16 protein-coding genes are annotated in these 18,360 nt (G+C 36.2%); 6 read left to right on the top strand and 10 right to left on the bottom strand.

Translation table 11 applies throughout. From position 1 onward, the window contains the following. Positions 1 to 46 precede the first annotated feature (46 nt). The 3 genes from ABWU40_RS03415 to ABWU40_RS03425 all read right to left on the bottom strand — a co-directional run bounded on the left by ABWU40_RS03415 (position 47) and on the right by ABWU40_RS03425 (position 1,097). A complete protein-coding gene (locus tag ABWU40_RS03415; protein ID WP_081600772.1) occupies positions 47 to 211 on the bottom strand; it encodes an IS3 family transposase in 165 nt (54 codons plus the stop codon). A 238-nt stretch (positions 212 to 449) separates the two neighbouring features. Next, a complete protein-coding gene (locus tag ABWU40_RS03420) occupies positions 450 to 791 on the bottom strand; it encodes an IS3 family transposase (protein ID WP_095866567.1) in 342 nt (113 codons plus the stop codon). A gap of 21 nt (positions 792 to 812) precedes the next feature. Next, a complete protein-coding gene (locus ABWU40_RS03425) occupies positions 813 to 1,097 on the bottom strand; it encodes a transposase (protein WP_038198869.1) in 285 nt (94 codons plus the stop codon). Positions 1,098 to 1,182: 85 nt separating this feature from the next. Here ABWU40_RS03425 and ABWU40_RS03430 point away from each other — a divergent pair, with 85 nt between their 5' ends. Beyond that, positions 1,183 to 1,818 carry a hypothetical protein gene (locus ABWU40_RS03430; protein ID WP_041573515.1) on the top strand — a complete coding sequence of 212 codons (636 nt, stop codon included), beginning with the start codon at positions 1,183 to 1,185 and terminating at the stop codon, positions 1,816 to 1,818. Here the strand turns inward: ABWU40_RS03430 and ABWU40_RS03435 are convergent. The 3 genes from ABWU40_RS03435 to ABWU40_RS03445 form a co-directional block, all read right to left on the bottom strand. Beyond that, complete coding sequence (locus tag ABWU40_RS03435) at positions 1,747 to 3,042, bottom strand: Na+/H+ antiporter NhaC family protein (protein ID WP_006280467.1); 1,296 nt, start codon at positions 3,040 to 3,042, stop codon at positions 1,747 to 1,749. The genes ABWU40_RS03430 and ABWU40_RS03435 overlap by 72 nt on opposite strands. A gap of 1,044 nt (positions 3,043 to 4,086) precedes the next feature. Beyond that, a complete protein-coding gene (ccmA, locus tag ABWU40_RS03440) occupies positions 4,087 to 4,710 on the bottom strand; it encodes a heme ABC exporter ATP-binding protein CcmA (RefSeq protein WP_015589045.1) in 624 nt (207 codons plus the stop codon). A gap of 3 nt (positions 4,711 to 4,713) precedes the next feature. Further along, positions 4,714 to 5,145 carry a hypothetical protein gene (locus tag ABWU40_RS03445; protein ID WP_353279113.1) on the bottom strand — a complete coding sequence of 144 codons (432 nt, stop codon included), beginning with the start codon at positions 5,143 to 5,145 and terminating at the stop codon, positions 4,714 to 4,716. 196 nt (positions 5,146 to 5,341) lie between these two features. Between ABWU40_RS03445 and aspS the strand changes: the two genes are divergently transcribed. Both aspS and ABWU40_RS03455 read left to right on the top strand, forming a co-directional pair. Further along, positions 5,342 to 7,144, top strand: a complete 1,803-nt coding sequence (aspS, locus tag ABWU40_RS03450) for an aspartate--tRNA ligase (protein ID WP_015589044.1) — start codon at positions 5,342 to 5,344, stop codon at positions 7,142 to 7,144. A gap of 61 nt (positions 7,145 to 7,205) precedes the next feature. Continuing rightward, positions 7,206 to 8,468 (top strand): MFS transporter, encoded by a 1,263-nt coding sequence (locus ABWU40_RS03455; RefSeq protein WP_015589043.1) that lies wholly within the window; start codon positions 7,206 to 7,208, stop codon positions 8,466 to 8,468. A 7-nt stretch (positions 8,469 to 8,475) separates the two neighbouring features. On the opposite strand, the gene ABWU40_RS03460 is transcribed toward ABWU40_RS03455, so the two are convergent. After that, the gene (locus tag ABWU40_RS03460; RefSeq protein WP_006279888.1) at positions 8,476 to 9,399 is read right to left on the bottom strand and encodes an RluA family pseudouridine synthase; all 924 of its coding nucleotides are present in this window, start codon (positions 9,397 to 9,399) and stop codon (positions 8,476 to 8,478) included. Positions 9,400 to 9,807: 408 nt separating this feature from the next. Then, positions 9,808 to 10,788: a pyruvate dehydrogenase (acetyl-transferring) E1 component subunit alpha gene (gene pdhA / locus ABWU40_RS03465; protein WP_006279887.1), complete on the bottom strand. Its 981-nt coding sequence runs from the start codon at positions 10,786 to 10,788 to the stop codon at positions 9,808 to 9,810. Between the two features lie 55 nt (positions 10,789 to 10,843). On the opposite strand from pdhA, the gene hemJ reads away from it, so the two are divergent. Then, entirely contained in the window at positions 10,844 to 11,272 is a 429-nt protein-coding gene (hemJ, locus tag ABWU40_RS03470; RefSeq protein ID WP_010082641.1) for a protoporphyrinogen oxidase HemJ, read from the top strand. 194 nt (positions 11,273 to 11,466) lie between these two features. On the opposite strand, the gene ABWU40_RS03475 is transcribed toward hemJ, so the two are convergent. Next, positions 11,467 to 11,610, bottom strand: coding sequence for a hypothetical protein (locus ABWU40_RS03475; protein ID WP_167482809.1), 144 nt, complete (start codon positions 11,608 to 11,610; stop codon positions 11,467 to 11,469). Positions 11,611 to 11,840: 230 nt separating this feature from the next. On the opposite strand from ABWU40_RS03475, the gene miaB reads away from it, so the two are divergent. Further along, positions 11,841 to 13,160: a tRNA (N6-isopentenyl adenosine(37)-C2)-methylthiotransferase MiaB gene (miaB, locus tag ABWU40_RS03480; RefSeq protein WP_141457153.1), complete on the top strand. Its 1,320-nt coding sequence runs from the start codon at positions 11,841 to 11,843 to the stop codon at positions 13,158 to 13,160. 139 nt (positions 13,161 to 13,299) lie between these two features. Here miaB and ABWU40_RS03485 read toward each other — a convergent pair whose 3' ends face one another. Next, positions 13,300 to 14,766 carry a peptide MFS transporter gene (locus tag ABWU40_RS03485; RefSeq protein WP_007548626.1) on the bottom strand — a complete coding sequence of 489 codons (1,467 nt, stop codon included), beginning with the start codon at positions 14,764 to 14,766 and terminating at the stop codon, positions 13,300 to 13,302. A 176-nt stretch (positions 14,767 to 14,942) separates the two neighbouring features. Between ABWU40_RS03485 and ileS the strand changes: the two genes are divergently transcribed. Then, positions 14,943 to 18,302 carry an isoleucine--tRNA ligase gene (gene ileS, locus ABWU40_RS03490; RefSeq protein ID WP_353279114.1) on the top strand — a complete coding sequence of 1,120 codons (3,360 nt, stop codon included), beginning with the start codon at positions 14,943 to 14,945 and terminating at the stop codon, positions 18,300 to 18,302. Positions 18,303 to 18,360 lie beyond the last annotated feature (58 nt).

Genomic DNA, 18,360 nt, shown 5'->3' on the forward strand with positions numbered 1-18,360 from the left:
TTTTTACAAAAAGAATGATGCATCAAATTGTTCTGGAATGCAATAGTTAATAGTGACGTTGTTTGTTATAAAAAATTTCTATATATTCAAATATAGCAGTTTTGATATGCTGTTTAGAGTGCCGAGAGGTGTCTATTGGTAACTCCCTTTTTAGAGAACTGAAGAAGCTTTCCACAACAGAATTGTCGTAACAACAACCTTTATGACTCATCTATGTTTTTTATGGATAAGAGATATTGATAACCTTGCAAAGTATATTGTGAACCTTGATCACTATGTAATAGTAGATTTTTGGCAGGTTTACGCTTGTTAACGTCCATTAATAAAGAGTCCATAACCAATTGTTTATTTATTGAACTGCTCATTAACTACCATGCGTGAATATAGATCGATTATTGTTGCCAAATATAGCCATCCTTCTTTGGTTTTTATATAAGTAATCCCATACTTTATTTGGTTGATCGACAATAAAGTTTTGGTCTAATATATTGGGAGCTACTGTCCGTTTGTTGTTTCTTAATTTTAAATTTTCTTCTCAATATAGCCTGAATACCATTTTTCTGCATAATACTTTGCACTGTTTTTAAGTTGCAACTTTTACCCAAAGCCTTTAATTCAGCATGAATTTTAGGAGCTCCATATCTACATTTAGAAGCTTGATATATTTTTTGAATATCTGCTAATAACTCTTTATTTGCTGATTCTCTACTGCTTATTTTCCTTGTAGTCCACTTATAGTAGCCACTAGCAGAAAACCCTACATAATTCCTGCACTTTATAGTGTTTACTATGCTCTTTTATGAAAAAATATTTTACTCTTTTTGACTGGCCAGGGCTTTTTTTAAAATGTCTCTTTCTCTTGTTACTTTTGCTAACTCTTTCTGTAAATCAAATCTCTCTTTGTCATAAGGTGCTACATCTGGAAATGCATTTGCCGCTGACTTTTTTTCGTTATATTTCTTCATCCATTTTCCTAATACACTATCCCTTATTCCTAGATCTCTTGCTACTTTTGCAACTGGTTGACCTACCTTTCTTTGTTCATTTGCCAGCTTAACAGCTTCCAATTTGAATTCTGCCGTATATTCTCTTGCCATTTCTAATCCTCCAAAATTTTATTTTACCCAAAAAAACTCTTTTCTTTCTCTCCACTTTTTCTGGGTAAGGTCAGTATGGGAAAAGGTGAAAGATGTACTAAAAAACCCAGAGATGATAAAAAAGGAATACCAACGTAGAGTATTAGAAAATAAAAATGATGAATCATCAGAGAAAAAGTTTGCAAGAAGAGAAAATCAAATAAAAGAAGGTATCGAAAAATTAATGGAAGATTATTATAGTCAAGAAAATGCAGGAGAGAAAGGATATATAAGCGAGGAAGAATTTAAACAGACAATGAGAAAAATGAAAGAACGCTTACAAGGGATAGAAGAAGAGAAAAAAAAGGTAGTTGATCAGAAGGCAGTAGAAAAAGGAATAAGTCTTATTATAAATAGCATAAAGAATTTTTATTCTAGTGTAAAATCGAACCTGGAACAGCTAGATTGGCAAACTAAGCGCGGCATTATTAAAGCATTAATAGGACAAATTAACATTGGTTGTGATCAGGTAGAAGTAGGATTTCAGATCGAAGAACCAGCACAGGATGGGGGAATTCTTAATTTGTATCATTGTACTACACATCATAATAAGGGGGTTGGCGAAGGGTGTCAAGTAATTCCGTTCCTTATGGGTAAAAAAAGAGAAACTCTAAGTTGCAGCCGCACAATGTTTCTCTTTTCTGCTGTTGATGATTATTTCGCCTATTGTAACTGCCGCTAGAATAAAGCAATAATATACCTGTGTTAATAAAGAAATAGGTGATACAGAGGCGATGCTACCTGCTAGCAATAGTTGGGAACCATAAGGTAAGATACCTTTTGTAGCACAAGCAAAAACATCTAATAAGTATGCGCTGCGATGTGGCGCAATACTGTGTTTTTGTGCAAGCCTTTTTGCAATGCCACCACTTAGTAAAATAGCAATGGTATTATTGGCAACTAAGGTAGTAAACATAGACGCAATTCCTGCTATCACAAATTCAGCTTTAGTTTTTGTGATATTGCTTTCATCGATGAGTTTATGCAACGCTTTTTGACCTTGCTTGTACATTATATGGCTCAATCCACCGATAAATAGAGCAAATATCACTATTTCGTTTACTTTTTTGAAACCGTCATACACGTCATGAGGAAATTGAATGATAGCATAGTCAAAAAAAGTTATTCCTAGCACACCAGCAATAATTATGTTTATAGTTATTGTTACTAAAGTGGCGACTTCAAGCAGCCCCATGATTATTAAAGAAATGTAAGGAATAATTTTTATTATAGAATAATAATCTAAATTTGATATAGAAATAATTTTTGTACTATTTGAGGCAACTGCTAGGTAGATGAGTGTTATAATGCTGGCAATAAGTGCAACTTTAGAGTTCATTTTAAGTTTATCTTTTGCTGAAGCTTCCTGTGAAGAAACAGATGCAATGGTGGTATCAGATATCATCGAAAGGTTATCGCCAAACACGGCACCACCTACTACAGTTGCAGTTCCTATTTCGAGACCAAAAGCTCCACTTTTTGCCAGATTAACAGCTATAGGTACCATCAGCGCAACAACTCCCATAGATGTGCCAATTGCAGTTGAAATAAAAGCAGAAGCCAAAAATACTCCAGGCAGCAGTAATCTTGCTGGAAGGAAATTAAGAATTAAATTAGCAACAGTGTCTGCGCTACCGATTGATTGAGTCACCGCAGAAAATGCTCCAGAAAATAAAAAAATTAAACACATAGTAAGGGTGTTTTTGTCACCCATGCCCTTGATAACAGTATCGATGTTATGCTGAATTTTATTTGTACCACGTGAGACAGCAAAAAATAGTGCTGGTAATAAGCAGATTACTGGTGAAACCTGATGAAGTGGATTATCAGTTCCGATAAAAGAAAAATAAGCACCACTTCCAAGATACAAGATTAAAAAAATAATCAAGGGGACAAAAGCTGTCATTTTGCTGTACCTAAACTTATAACTATAACTAATTAAGTGGTTTTAAGCAAGTTTGGTTTTCACTAGTTCTACAGGAAGTCAATAGCAGAGTTTTAAACTTCATATTTAATCTACTAAATAAATAGCACATGTAGCTTATTGCTTGACAATAGGATCTAATTGTTGTCTAGATTCCAGCATCACGCGCACAACTGTACGAACATTTGTTTGCGAAGAAATGTTATAGCTGGTTTTGCTTCAAACACAAAGATATCATCCGAGTAGCTGAATACTTGGATCCAGAAAATTTTGCTGCGAATAAGCAAATTTGTTTGGTGAGCATAGAAAGTGGAATGTGTAAGCGCAGCCTCAACAGGGTGTCATCCAAGTAGCTGACTACTTGGATCCAGATTGGATACTGAGTTGGTGAGTATAAAAGTATAGCTAACGCGAGCTCTACGTCATACCGCCGCAGAATAATTAACCGTCATACCGCGATTCATTCGCAGTATCCCTTCGCGGTATCCCTTAGCCGCTAACAAGCAGCGGGATGACGGTTGTCGTTTAGCCATAAACATTAAGGAATTTACCAAATAAAAAAAAAGGCAAAAGAAGCCCCGTAGTTGGCTAATTACTTACATTATACTTTCAAGTATGGCGTTTTTTTATTCTAAACGCTTAATAACCGCGATTTAGCTGCTTTTTAATGCAACTAACCTTTAGTCATAAATGTTTAAGAAATTTACTAAACAGAAAAAAAGGCAAAAGAAACCCTAGGGTAGCTAATTATTCACTATCCATTTTTTAAGTTGGCGTTTTTTGATGTTTTAAATGCTTTATAAGCGTATTTCAGCTTGTATAGGTAAAAACCTAGAAATTTGATAAAGACATAGAGTGCACATAGTGCAAAAAATTAAACATGAGACGCCAGATACGTGAGTTTTTTTGTCATTTAATCTGTACAGAGAAGATAAATAAATAGCTTCAGTTTCATGATAAGGAGGCTGGCGGAGTTTGTCAAGGAAGTTTTTTCGTTTCTAATGGTTGTTAACGTGCTGCCAAAAACTATGCAAGAAGTCTATTGAAATCGCGTATATCAATCGTTGTAAAATCACACAATTGCTCTGTAGAGCTATGCCCTGTAATAATTACTATACCATTTTGCTCAGAGCGTATTGAGATTAAGTTCAGCACTAATTCACACGTTGCACTATCAAGATTACAAAATGGTTCATCTATCAGCCAAACGTTTGCATTAGAAATCAAGAGGCGAGCAAGCGCAACTCTCCTTTTCCAGCCTGCAGAAAGTTCGCCATATCTAATATTAAGTACAGGTTGCAACTGCAAGCAACAAATAGCTGCCACAATCAATTCTCTAGTATTTCGTATTCCTGCCCAGAATTCTACGTTTTGAGCAACAGTTAAGCTATCTTTACAGGCATTCTTATGGCCTATATAGACCATAGAAGATATATAGGATTTTGGATCATCATATATATCTTTTCCGCAGTGCCTTATATTGCCTGATACCGGCGGTAAAAGTCCAGATAAACTTCTAATTAAGCTGGTTTTACCACTACCATTTGGACCAGTGATTAGAATCTTTGATTTTAGCTCAGCTTTAAAACTGAGATTCTTAAATAGTACCTTATTATTACGAGTGCAGGATAAATTTTCACATTCAAGCATGGATTATCTGCCCTTTCCCTTATGTTTACCTTGAGTTGAAGCCTGAGCTTTTACAAACAGCTCCCAAAATCCTTTCTGTCCGCCTTCTCTATGTATCAATTGTGCAAAACGCTGCATTAAATCATTACCCATCATAACCATCTTTGTCCATTTACCTACCGGTTTTGCTATGTCAACTATTTCTGGATCTTCTTTATAAACTTGCACATCTTTTTGTTTCTCGCGTAGCGTTTCTTGTTGTTTCAGCAACTCTTTTTGCTTATTTTTTTGATATAATTCATTGAATTTTCTGTCTTCTTCCCACTCTTCTTTAAAAACTTTTCTAGGAAATATGATTTTTCTAATGCGATTTTTGTATATTTTTCTCAAAAAGAGAAATACTGCAGCTACAGCAAGTAATGTTACGCTATATAATATGATCTGTGTAAGTGGCATTTCCTGTATCTAATTCATTAAAAATACCCTTGCTATTATACCATAATTATAGAAATTGTGCAATTTTTTTGCGGGTAAAGACAATATAAAAGCAGTACTGCTCTATTTCGAAAATTGCGCAAATATCTGACGAACGGGCTTGTATGTAATAAGGTTTATTTCTATACTTCTTAAAGAATTTAGAAGTAAAACAAATATGAACTGCTATAAAACTCATACGTGCAATGAACTGAGGAAGAACGACGTAGAAAAGGAAGTTACCCTTTCTGGATGGTTATATCGTAAGCGCGACCATGGTAACCTAATTTTTGTTGATTTAAGGGACTTCTACGGAATCACTCAGCTAGTATTTAATAATGACAAAGACTTTTTTGATGAGATATCAAATTTAAAATTGGAGAGTGTAATTACTGTTACAGGAATAGTTGAAGCTAGAACTGAAGATACGGTAAACAGCTCTATTTCTACCGGAGAAATCGAGGTGATAGTCAACAATTTGCGCGTTGAGTCGGAAGTTGAGTTCCACTTTGATGAAGAAATAGCAAAAGAAGAAAGAAGTATATTGGCAAGCATTACCGGCGAGCAAGAATACCCAGAAAACATGAGATTTAAATATCGATTTCTTGACTTAAGACGTGAAAAAGTCCGCAACAATATTATTTTGCGCTCACAAATTATTGCAGAGCTCCGCAAGCTCATGATAGAGCGAGGATTTTTAGAGATTCAAACTCCAATACTCACTGCTTCCTCTCCTGAAGGAGCACGCGACTACCTAGTGCCAAGCAGGCTAAATCCTGGCAAGTTCTATGCATTGCCACAAGCTCCGCAGATTTTCAAACAGTTGCTCATGGTTTCAGGGTTTGATAAATATTTCCAAATTGCACCATGTTTTCGTGATGAAGACGCAAGGGCTGACCGTTCTCCGGGAGAGTTTTATCAGCTAGATCTTGAAATGTCTTTTGTGACTCAAGAGGACATATTTGACGTTATTGAATCTGCTTTATATAAAGTGTTCGCCAAATTTTCTCGCAAGTCTGTCGATAAAGATTTTCCACGCATTACATACAAAGAGGCAATGCTTAAGTATGGTTCTGACAAGCCAGATTTGCGTAATCCACTATTAATCAGCGATGTTACAGAAATTTTTCGTGATTCAGGGTTCAATATTTTCAAAAGCAATATTGAGCGTGGTATGGTAGTGAGAGCCATCCCTGCACCTAAAACAGCAGAGGAACCACGCAGCTTCTTTGATAAAAAGATAGAACATGCGCAAAAAGAATTCGGTGCTAAGGGTCTTGGATATATAACGTTTGATAAAGATGGAACTGCGAAAGGCCCAATTGCTAAATTTCTTGATGAAAATAGGCTAAACCACATAAGAGAAGCAACAAACATAGAGCCAGGAGATAGTGTATTTTTTGCTTCTGACAAAGAGAATGAGGCGGCAAACATTGCAGGAAAAGTACGCACTCTTTTAGGGTCAGAACTCAGTCTTATAGATGATAATATCTTCAAGTTTTGTTGGATCATTGATTTTCCATATTTTGTATATGACGATAAAAGTAAAAAAATAGATTTCTTTCATAACCCATTCTCCATGCCACACGGTGGTCTGAAAGATTTAGAGGACAAAAATCCACTGGATATCCTTGCTTACCAATATGATCTTGTTTGCAATGGAATAGAACTGTCAAGTGGGGCGATTCGTAATAACAAACTGGATATCATGTATAAAGCTTTTGCCATTGCAGGTTATAGCCGGGGAGAAGTTGATACAAGATTCGGTGCACTTGTACGTGCATTCAGATTTGGTGTTCCTCCTCATGGTGGAATAGCACCAGGAGTTGATAGAATAGTTATGCTGCTTGCTGATGAGCCAAATATTCGTGAAGTAATCTGTTTTCCTATGAACCAGCAAGGTGAAGATGTTCTAATGGGTGCTCCTTCCAAGGTGGAGGATAAGCATTTACGTGAATTATCCTTGAAGGTTATTGAATGAAAAATTTTATAACAAGGAGCACCGGTTAATGATATATTAGGTTATGTTAAATTGAAAGACCATGAATAATATCCGAAAAGCAATACTATCGGGCATGATCTGTAACATGATTGTGTGGTATGAACTCACTCTTTTTGGAGTATTAACAGATACAATCATCAACGTTTTTTTCCCATCAGAAGATCATTATTTGAGTACACTCAAATTCCTTGGTGTTTTTGCAATTGGTTTTGCGTTTAGACCAATTGGTGCAGTAATTTTTGGTTATATGGGAGATAAGTATGGCAGAAGAAAGACTTTACTTACTTCAGTAATATTAATTTCAATATCATCCACAATTATGGGAATTATACCTGGGTATAAAGAAATAGGGTTGCTTTCACCTGTATTGCTTGTGTTTTGTAGAATAGTGCAAGGAATAACTGCAGGAGGTGAAACAAGCATTAATACAGCATTTACGATAGAGCATTCAAAAGATAAAAAAAATCTAGGTTTCTTAGGAAGTATGAAGCCCTTTAGCGGAGCCCTTGGAACGCTCTTATGCATAACAATGATATTTATCTGCAAAAGAGTTACAGGTGAGAACTATGAAATATGGGGATGGAAGTTGCTTTTTTATTTTTGCTTTTTTTTGGGGACAATAGGTTTTTTAACTAGGTACATATTAAAAGAAAGCTTAGCATATAAAACTAATAAGTACGCTAATAATTTAGCACATTCACCATTGTTAGAACTAGTAAGAAACTATAAAAGACCGCTTATTATTTCAATCAATCTGGGAATTGCTCAGAATGCAATTGTCTACGCAGCAATAATGTTTTACAATATATCAATAAAAGAGCTAGTTATTTTATCTATTAGTGTTAAAGATTTAATGAGGATAGTAATACAGGTTGTATTTGCAGCATCTGCGGTACTTTTTGCAATTTTATCTGATAAAGTTGGAAGAAAACGCGTAATGATTCCTGTACTGATTATGCTATCTCTGATTGGTACATGTGTATTACCATTATTATCTTCCGTTAACCACTATGTCGTAATAATAACTTACTTATTGATTACTATACCAGTAGGTGCATCTTTTGGAATATATGGTTCTGTTATTTGTGAACTGTTTCCAACAAAAGTAAGATGCACTGGCGTAAGCTTAGCAAATAATATATCTGCAGGAATTTTTGGTGGCCTTTCTCCATACATATGCATGTGGCTTATAGAAAAAACCGAAACAAAACTTGCAGCAGGCATTTATCTTACTGCCTGCACATTAATTAGCCTAATATCTGTGCTTCAAATTAAAGCCAAAGACAGAAAAGTTGATTGGTGAAATCGTTTCAGTCGAAAAATAGCGCTTCAATGGATTTTTCGATGTGTTTAGTGATAGGAGCGGTGATAGTGATTTCTTTATTGTTTGGCAGTTTTAAAGATAAAGAATGCGAATGAAGGTGAATTTTATTTGCTATCCCATCAATAAAAGCTTTTTTACCACCATATTTACCGTCACCAAGAATAGGGCAATTTATATGAGCTAAATGTGCACGTAACTGATGGGTTCTGCCGGTAATTGGTTGTAATTTTAAATAAGCAACATTGTGTTTGGATTTTGCTATAATTGAAAAATGCGTAGTGGCATTCTGAGGTGAATTTTCATCAACGACCACTTTTTCTTGACCTGAAACATATTTTTTCACCAATGGATAGTCTATTGTTCCACTATCCTTGCTCGGTATGCCAGAAGTTAATGCTAAATAAGTTTTTTTTACTCTTCGTCCTTTAAATTCTTCCATAAGGTATCTGGCAACATTAGCGTTGCGTGCGAATATTATCACTCCACTCGTATCTCTATCTAGCCTATGGACAATTTTAAATGTTTCTCCCTCTCTTATTTGGTCAAGCAAATCACTCATGCTAATCTTTACTTTTACGCCACCTTGAACGATGACCCCTGCGGGTTTGTTTATAGCTAGTATATATTCGTCTTCATATAATATGTTCTCTCTTAGTAGATTCACTAACTTTTCATTATATTTGCGATCAGAATTAGCGTTTTCAATATAATTCAAGTGCTTCAGCGTTATAGTTTGCCCAGAATTTACTCTATCACTGGACTTTGCTTTGCAATCATCAACTTTGATTAATCCTTTCCTTAAAGATTTTTCAATTACAGATTGCTTTAGATCAGGAAAGATTCTTCTGATGTACCTATCCAGCCTAACGTTATCGTCTTCTATTAATATGGTTTTTATACTTTGTAGCATTCCATTATTTATAATGAATATCTAGTGAAATGTCAATTATTGGTGTCATTCCAGTGTCAAGCACTGGAATGACACCGAAGGGGTTACTGCCATCATAAAGGAACCAGTGTCAGCTACTCGGATGACAGGAGAAGGAGACTACTGAGATGACAGCTAGCCTGACAACCGTCATCCCGCTGCTTGTTAGCGGGATCTAGAGATACCGCGAATGAATCGCGGTATGAAGGTTCGCGGCGGCATGACGTAGAGCTTGCGTTAGCTATACTTTTATACTCACCAACTCAGCTGGATCCAAGTAGTCAGAGCACTGGGATGACAAAAAAAGGAGGGCACTTGGATGACGGGAGAAGGAGCTATTTGGATGACATCGTTTACTATACAATGTTTGTACAGTTCTGGATAAAAAAATTAGCTAACAAATTTATAAACATCAGTATACAGCTCATCAACGCTTGGTTCTTTACTATTTTTGGCAAAATCTTCCGACTTTTTTACTAAATCACGTATTTCCTTATCAATTACTTTGCACTCTTCTTCTGAAGCCATTTTATTATCTGTCATGTATTTCTTTAAAGTGCTTATAGGGTCATGATTTTGCTTCATATCTTCAACTTCTTCTTTTAAGCGATAAGTAGCAGGATCTGACATTGAGTGACCGCGATATCGATATGTCTTCATTTCAAGCAGGATAGGCCCTTTTCCGCTGCGTGTGTGTTCCGCTGCTTCGCTTGTAGCCTCATAAACAGAGAAAAAATCCATTCCATCAACTTGTTTTCCAGGAATACCAAAACTTTCTCCTCTTTTATATAACTCTGTTACTAAAGTTGACCTTTGCACGGAGGTTCCCATTGCGTATTCATTATTTTCTATGATGTAAACCACAGGCAACTCCCACAAAGATGCCATATTAAACGATTCATATACTTGTCCTTGATTTGCAGCACCGTCGCCAAAATATGTAAATACCACATTATCTTTTTTCTTATATTTATTAGCAAATGCTATTCCTGTGCCAATTGGAACTTGTGCTCCCACTATTCCATGCCCGCCGAAGAATTTTTTTTCAACGTCAAATACGTGCATCGAACCACCTTTACCTTTCGAGCATCCTGTTTCTTTGCCGGTAAGCTCTGCCATTACAACATTTGGATCAGAATCACATGCGAGCATTAAGCCATGGTCTCTATAACTTGTGATAAAAGCGTCACCTAATTTTGATGCAGCTTGAGTTCCAACTGCAACTGCTTCTTGTCCTATTGATAGGTGACAGAACCCGCCTATTAATCCCATCCCATATAATTGTCCTGCTTTTTCCTCAAATCTGCGTATGAGTAGCATTTTCCTGTAGAATCCAATTATCTGTTCTTTAGTGAAATTTTCTGCTTTCATATCGATTTCTTTTTCATTAAACTAACACAATACCAGGAATTTTAAATTTTTGCTAATGAACTATTACCACTGGCTTGAGGCTTTTCACGTTATCTCTGTTATCATGTGGATGGCAGGTATGCTTTATTTACCCAGGCTTTATGTCTACCATGCAACTGTAAAACCGGGATCGGAAAATGATAGCTTGCTTCAAACAATGGAAAAGAGGCTACTTAGATATATCATAAACCCTGCAATGCTTTTCTCACTTGGTCTTGGAATTACACTAATGGTTATTAGGGAAGCATATCGTGAAGGATGGTTTCATGTAAAAGCATTTGCAATACTTTTGATGTTAATTATTCATATGCTACTTGCAAAATATAGGAAAAATTTTGCAATGGGTTCGAATAAGAAGTCACATATTTATTTTCGCGTTTTAAATGAAGCAGTTACAGTATTGATAATAGTTATAGTTATTATGGTTGTTGTAAAACCTTTTTGACTGACCTTACCCAAAAAAAGCAGAAAGCTCGTATCTGTTCAGATGCATGGCTAATGTACAATACTGAAATAAAAATTCCAGTGCTCCCTTTCTTGTCATTCCAGTGCTTGACACTGGGATCCAGCTTTCTTTACAAATTCACCAAAAGTGCTTCATTCTATAACGCAAAACCCATACTCACCAAACTCAATGCATTACTTGCAATTAAGTTTCCTGGATGCCAGTGTCAAGCTACTCGGATGACACCATTCTTTTTCCTGGATCCCAGTGTCAAGCACTGGGATGACAAGAAGAGGGCACTGCCCTCTTGGATGGAAGCCAGTGTTAGCTACTTTCATGACACCCTGACAACCGTCATCCCGCTACTTGTTAGCGGGATCTAGAGATACCGTGATGGTATGACGTAGGGGTTGCCGAGAACTTGTCATCCAAGTGCTTGACACTGAGATCCAGTTTTTCGTATAATTTTGTCAAAATCTATTGTGCTAGCAAGTTCACTAGCGTCACGCGCTGGTCTGTTAGACATTTACGTGTAGGGTGAAGAAATTTTGAAAAAGACATACCAAATATGAAAGGCCTATATATTAAAACTTACGGCTGTCAGATGAACGTTTATGACTCCGTTTTAATGGAAAATGTAATTAAACCTTTGGGGTTCAACGTTGTTAGTGATGCAGGGAAAGCCGATTTAGTGATACTGAATACTTGTCACATTAGAGAGAAGGCAGCAGAAAAACTTTACTCAGAGCTTGGGAAGATTCATTCGTTACGAAAAGAAATGACTATAGTGGTGGCTGGGTGTGTAGCGCAAGCAGAGGGAGAAGAAGTGTTCAGAAGGGCTCCTTTTGTTGATATTGTTGTTGGTCCGCAGAGTATCGCTACCTTACCGGAGCTGATAGTCAAAGCAAGCAGAAGTAAAGGTCATGTAATAAACACTGATTTTCCTGAAGTTGCAAAGTTTGATAAATTGCCAGATGAATGCTATGGCAATAGCCAGGGGTCTTCTGCGTTTCTTGCCATACAAGAGGGTTGTGATAAATTTTGTACGTTTTGTGTAGTGCCCTATACTCGTGGAGCTGAGTATTCACGGCCAGTGAATGAAATATTTCGTGAAGCATTGAAATTAGTTGCAAATGGTGCAAATGAGATCAATTTGCTTGGTCAGAACGTCAATGCTTACCATGGGGAGTGCGAAGGGGAAGTGTGGGATTTAGGAAAATTAATTAGTCATATTGCTAAAATTGAAAAGCTAGAGAGGATTCGTTATACAACTTCTCATCCAAGAGATATTCATGAATCTCTCTACTTGGCACATGCGGAAGAGCCAAAGCTCATGCCGTTTGTTCACCTGCCTGTGCAGTCTGGTTCGAATAAAATATTGCACGCGATGAACAGGAAACACACTGCAGAGGAGTATTTGGAAATAATAGACAGATTTCGCAAATTGAAACCTGAAATCGAATTTTCTTCTGATTTTATTGTTGGTTTTCCTGGAGAAACCGAAAAAGATTTTGAAGAAACTATGAAATTAGTAGAAAAAGTTAGATATGCTCAGGCTTATAGTTTTAAATACAGCCCAAGACCAGGCACACCGGGAGCGGAAAGAAAAGATCAAGTACCAGAAGAGGTTAAAACAGAGCGCCTTCTTCGTTTACAGAAATTAATTAGTAAGCAACAACTTGAGTTTAACCAGAGTATGGTAGGTAAAACTATACCTGTTCTATTTAGCGATAAAAAAGGTAAACACCAAAACCAAATTATTGGTAAAAGCCCATATATGCAATCAGTGTGCATTGATGATTCTGAAGATAAATACAGGGACAAAATAGTAAATGTGAAAGTGTTGGAAGCTCGGCAGAGTAGTTTGCTGGGGTGTGCATTTCACTGATTTTAAGCAGCGTTAAATATAAATCTTAAGCAAAGAGTATTGAAAAAATGCAATCATAATCTTTTTCAAAAGTTACAAAGTTTAATTGCTACCTCTGCTGAACGGGTACCTTAAACCTACAAATTTGAGCTTACCTATATCAATTTTTTGTACAAGATGAGTTAGTAACAACTTTATGTATAAAATTGAAGAAGAATAAAAATACAATAACGAGCATTAAATTAAATATTCCCACCTTTAAAAAACCCTCTTTATATATTTCTAAAGATTCTAAATAATTTATTTTACCATTTACTGAAGGAACTGACATAAATTTTGATATTGCAACTCCGGCTAGGTTAGAAAACGCTAATGACAGCATTACTATACCCATCACTACTCCTCTAAGGTTTTTGGGGGCTAGTGTAGTTGCTTGTTCTTGGACTAATGGAGCAATACATAATTCTCCCAGTCCCATAAAGGAGATAGCAATTATTAAATATAAGTATTCTACTTTACCTTCAATGTTAGAGTTTAAACATCCTATGTACAGTGTGAAAAAACACATAGCCATTGTCAGAAGGCCAAGGGTAAACATGGAAGTTGCATATTTTTGCTTAAACTTCATGTATGTTCCAAAAAGAAAGCCAAATATTATAATTGACAAAGGATTTATGGCTTGAGAAACTGAAGCTGGGATTGTTATACCTAATACATTGTTAATAACGTTTCTTTCGGTGAATAAGTTAACCAAAGAGCCAAGCTGCATTTCTAAAGCAAAAAAACACAAGAAAAATACCACAAGAATAGATAATGCCACTAATTTTCGTCTTTGTTCTGCTGATAATTTAGATATTATATAAATAAATATGCCCAGAGCTGTTATTCCAATAAATATGAGCATATTAGTAAAAAATTCACTATGTATAAGCATTTTAGCAATTATTGATGATGACAAAAAGCTTCCTATCAATACTATACCAAAAATTTTAATCCCTAATATGCGCTTATTCATAAGCTCTGGATAAGGAGAAAGGCCGCTATCTCCTAAAAGATTCTGAAATTTGAGAAAAAAGATTAGCCCTATAGACATCCCAATACCAGCTAAACCAAAGCCGTAGTGCCAGCCAAACAAGTGGGCTACATAACCACATGAAATAGAAGCCAATATTGCTCCAATATTCACACCTACGTAAAATAAAGTAAAGCCTCTGCTACGTTCAGGATCGTCTTTGCCATAGCATGAACTAAGTAAGTTAGTTACGTTCCCTTTAAACATACCAGTACCTATGGCTATTAGAGATAAACCTAAATATAATAAACCTGGTTCAAACTTAACCAATGACATGCAAGCATGACCTGCTATCATCACTATCCCTCCAAGCAACACCATGTTGCGGAATCCCATCAACTTATCAGCTAAAAAACCTCCAAGTATTGGTATAGCATAACCTGTTGCAGCAAATAATGAGTAAATAGTAAAGGCCCTCTCATCAGTGAAACCTAAGTGAGAAGTCAAAAATAGGACCAAAAGTGCCCTCATTCCATAGTAAGAGAAACGTTCCCACATTTCAACAAAGCACAACATTTTTAAAAATTGTGGAAACTTATCTGTCTTCTGATCCATAAAATACCCCTAAAGCTTGGGTTAATGTTAAGTAAAACAATAAAAACTGCAAGTAAAACTTAAAAAAAGGTATTGGAAGCTCGGCAGAATAGTTTGTTGGGGTGTGAGCTACGGAAATATTTTTGAATTTGTAATTTTTCAGAAAGCCCTATATTCTTTAGTTTTACATAGCGAACATGAAGTCAAAGCATTATCCTGATACAGTAAGTAGTCCTGATTTTTCATCGTTAGAAAAGGAAATCATAAAATTTTGGCAGGAAAACAAAGTTTTTGAGCGGTCAGTTGAAGAACGTTCCAAGGATAATTGTTTTGTCTTTTACGATGGGCCTCCGTTTGCAAATGGACTTCCGCATTATGGACATTTACTCACTGGTTTCATCAAAGACGCATTTGCAAGATATCAAACTATGCTTCAAAAAAGGGTTGAACGTAGATTTGGCTGGGATTGCCATGGATTACCGGCTGAGATGGGAGCAGAAAAGGAACTTGGAATATCTGGCAGAACTGAGGTAGAGAAGTTTGGTATTGATAAATTTAACGATCATTGCCGTACTTCTGTGATGAAATTTTCATCAGAGTGGGAGAAGTATGTAAATAGGCAAGCAAGGTGGGTAGACTTTCACAATGACTATAAGACTATGGATAAATCATTCATGGAGTCGGTCATGTGGGCATTCAAGCAGCTTTATGATAAGGGTCTGGTGTATGAATCAATGCGCGTTGTACCATATAGCTGGGCATGCGAAACTCCATTATCTAATTTCGAAACAAGGCTTGATAACGCGTATAGAGAAAAAGTTAGCAAAGCTGTAACTGTTGCATTTGAGCTTTTAGAAAACCCACAGCAATTTAAAAGTGTTAAACGAAAGTGTAAATTACTTGCTTGGACTACAACTCCTTGGACGTTGCCGAGCAACTTGGCTTTGGCGATAGGGAAAGATATTGAGTATTGTGCAGTTTCAGTTCACTCCTTGATGTCATTCCAGCGCGTGACGCTGGAATCTATTTCTGGATCCCAGTGTCGAAGCACTGGGATGACAGAAGTTAATGAAAGGAGTTCAGTGAACAGTGAAATTTATATTTTTGCTGAAAGCTACCTAGAGAAATTTATCAGCCACTCTGAACAAAACAATATTCCATATGAAAACTGCAATATAAAACTTAAAGCGAATGATCTTGCAGGTCTTCCTTATAAACCACTATTTGATTACTTTAAAGATACGAAAAATGCATTCCGCGTTTTCATCGCTGATTATGTGACAGAAGAAGATGGTACTGGCGTTGTGCATACTGCTCCTGGATTTGGTGAGGAAGATTTTTACCTTTGCCAAAGCCATGATATTCCAGTTATTTGTCCAATTGATAACAGTGGAAAATTTACTGCTGAAGTTTCAGATTTGGCAGGGGTTCATGTTTTTGATACCAATGATACAGTAATAAAAAAATTAAAAGAGCAAGGGAATTGGTTTAAAACTGAGCAATATATTCACAATTATCCACACTGCTGGAGAACTGACACTCCTTTGATCTATCGCACTATGCCTTCTTGGTATGTTGCAGTTACAAAATTCAAAAGCAGAATGGTAGAGCTAAATAAGAGAGTTAATTGGATACCAAACCACATTAGAGATGGTCAATTTGGAAAATGGCTTGAAGGGGCACACGACTGGTCAATTTCACGCAATCGATTCTGGGGTACGCCAATCCCTGTATGGAAATCAGATGATGCGAGATATCCAAGAGTAGATGTATATGGTTCAATAGAAGAACTGGAGAGAGATTTTAATGTTAAAATAGACGACTTGCACAGACCATTTATCGATACTTTAACAAGACCAAATCCTGATGATCCAACAGGAAAATCAATTATGCGCCGTGTACCTGACGTGTTTGACTGCTGGTTTGAATCTGGCTCGATGCCATTTGCGCAAATCCACTATCCGTTTGAAAATAAGGAGTGGTTTGAATCTGCGGATTTTATCACTGAATACATAGCGCAAACCAGGGGGTGGTTTTATACGCTCTTTGTATTGTCCACTGCTTTGTTTGATAGGGAACCATTTAAGAACTGCATATGCCACGGTGTTGTTTTGGATGTAAAAGGGCAAAAATTGTCCAAACGTTTGAATAACTATGCAGATCCAATGGAGGTTTTTGATAGATACGGTTCTGATGCACTGCGTTTTCTTATGCTTTCTGGATCTATTGTTTGTGGTGGTAATTTGCTACTCGATAAAGAAGGAAACTCAATACGAGATGTTCTGAAAAACGTAATAAAACCTATTTGGAATAGCTATCACTTTTTTACCATGTATGCAAATGCAGATGGGATTAAAGCTGAAGTTTGTAAGGATTATCAAAGCACTATTGATCGTTACATGATTTCCAAGTGTTTTGAAGCTGTAGAAGGTATCCAAGCTTCTATGAACAACTATAACTCCCAAGAGGCTTGCAAAATTTTAATGAACTTTTTTGAAGTGCTAAATAATTGGTATATTCGTCGCAGTCGCGAGCGTTTTTGGAAAAGTGATTTGGATCAGGATAAAACTGATGCTTATAATGTTCTATATACGGTTTTTTATTACATACTAAGAGCTGCAGCTCCTTTGTTGCCACTTATAACAGAGAATATATGGCAAGGGCTTAAGTATGAAGAAACATCTGTTCATTTGGCTAATTTTCCACAATTAGAGAAGTTTGATAGTCAGCTCATTGCCAAGATGGATTTGGTGAGAGAGATATGCAACTCTGCACTCTCTATTAGAAACACTTTTAACATACGTATCAGACAGCCACTTGGCAGTATGATCATTTATCATCAGTCTTCCTGTAGTTTTCTTGAAGGTGAGCCGTTTTCTGTCATCCCAGAGTTCTCTCCTGTCATCCGAGTAGCTGACACTGGGATCCAGAAAGAAAAAAGTGCTGGAATGACACCAAGCATGAATGAATATCAAGAGATGATAAAAGATGAGGTAAATGTAAAAAAACTGGAGTTAGTAAACAGACTTGAAGATATTGCATCACTAGAGTTAAAGCTAAGTTTTCCGCTGCTTGGAAAGAGAATACCAGATAAAATTAAGAAACTAGTTCAATATGTCAAAGAGGGAAAATGGAAGCAAGTTGAAAATGAGCAAGTTTTTTTAGGTAATGAGTCAGAAAATTACATCATAGAAAAAGGCGAATATGAACTATTGTTAAAAGCAAATAGTGGATATTCTGCTGTGTTTGATAACAACAAAGGAGTTGTCATTCTAAATACTGAACTAAATGATGAATTAATTCTAGAAGGGTTAGCGAGAGATGTCGTGAGGCTCATTCAAGAAACCAGAAAACAAGCTGATTTTCATATATCAGATAGAATCAGAGTAATAATCAAAACAGAAGAAGAGAAAATTAAGGAAGCAATAAATACGTGGTTTGAATATATAAAAGAGCAGACCCTTGCCTTATCTTTGGACATTAATACAGAAATTGGAACTAACTTCTATTCTAAGGAATATCAGGATTTAAGTGTTGGTATTAGGTTAAATTATTAGTAGTTGAAAGTTGTCATTGTTTATGCTATACTTAGGTTACTTGAGGTAAGGTTATAAT

The organism is Wolbachia endosymbiont (group A) of Cydia amplana, from assembly GCF_964028495.1.
GTDB classification, from domain to species: domain Bacteria; phylum Pseudomonadota; class Alphaproteobacteria; order Rickettsiales; family Anaplasmataceae; genus Wolbachia; species Wolbachia pipientis.

Bases quoted from the DNA above. Each gene is read 5' to 3' on its own strand.
- ABWU40_RS03435 (WP_006280467.1), bottom strand. From the start codon at position 3,042: ATGACAGCTTTTGTCCCCTTGATTATTTTTTTAATCTTGTATCTTGGA.
- miaB (WP_141457153.1), top strand. From the start codon at position 11,841: ATGAAAGGCCTATATATTAAAACTTACGGCTGTCAGATGAACGTTTAT.
- ABWU40_RS03415 (WP_081600772.1), bottom strand. From the start codon at position 211: ATGAGTCATAAAGGTTGTTGTTACGACAATTCTGTTGTGGAAAGCTTC.
- ABWU40_RS03475 (WP_167482809.1), bottom strand. From the start codon at position 11,610: ATGAAAGTAGCTAACACTGGCTTCCATCCAAGAGGGCAGTGCCCTCTT.
- ABWU40_RS03460 (WP_006279888.1), bottom strand. From the start codon at position 9,399: ATGCTACAAAGTATAAAAACCATATTAATAGAAGACGATAACGTTAGG.
- pdhA (WP_006279887.1), bottom strand. From the start codon at position 10,788: ATGAAAGCAGAAAATTTCACTAAAGAACAGATAATTGGATTCTACAGG.
- ABWU40_RS03425 (WP_038198869.1), bottom strand. From the start codon at position 1,097: ATGGCAAGAGAATATACGGCAGAATTCAAATTGGAAGCTGTTAAGCTG.
- ABWU40_RS03485 (WP_007548626.1), bottom strand. From the start codon at position 14,766: ATGGATCAGAAGACAGATAAGTTTCCACAATTTTTAAAAATGTTGTGC.
- aspS (WP_015589044.1), top strand. From the start codon at position 5,342: ATGAACTGCTATAAAACTCATACGTGCAATGAACTGAGGAAGAACGAC.
- ccmA (WP_015589045.1), bottom strand. From the start codon at position 4,710: ATGCTTGAATGTGAAAATTTATCCTGCACTCGTAATAATAAGGTACTA.
- ABWU40_RS03455 (WP_015589043.1), top strand. From the start codon at position 7,206: ATGAATAATATCCGAAAAGCAATACTATCGGGCATGATCTGTAACATG.
- ABWU40_RS03445 (WP_353279113.1), bottom strand. From the start codon at position 5,145: ATGCCACTTACACAGATCATATTATATAGCGTAACATTACTTGCTGTA.
- hemJ (WP_010082641.1), top strand. From the start codon at position 10,844: ATGAACTATTACCACTGGCTTGAGGCTTTTCACGTTATCTCTGTTATC.
- ileS (WP_353279114.1), top strand. From the start codon at position 14,943: ATGAAGTCAAAGCATTATCCTGATACAGTAAGTAGTCCTGATTTTTCA.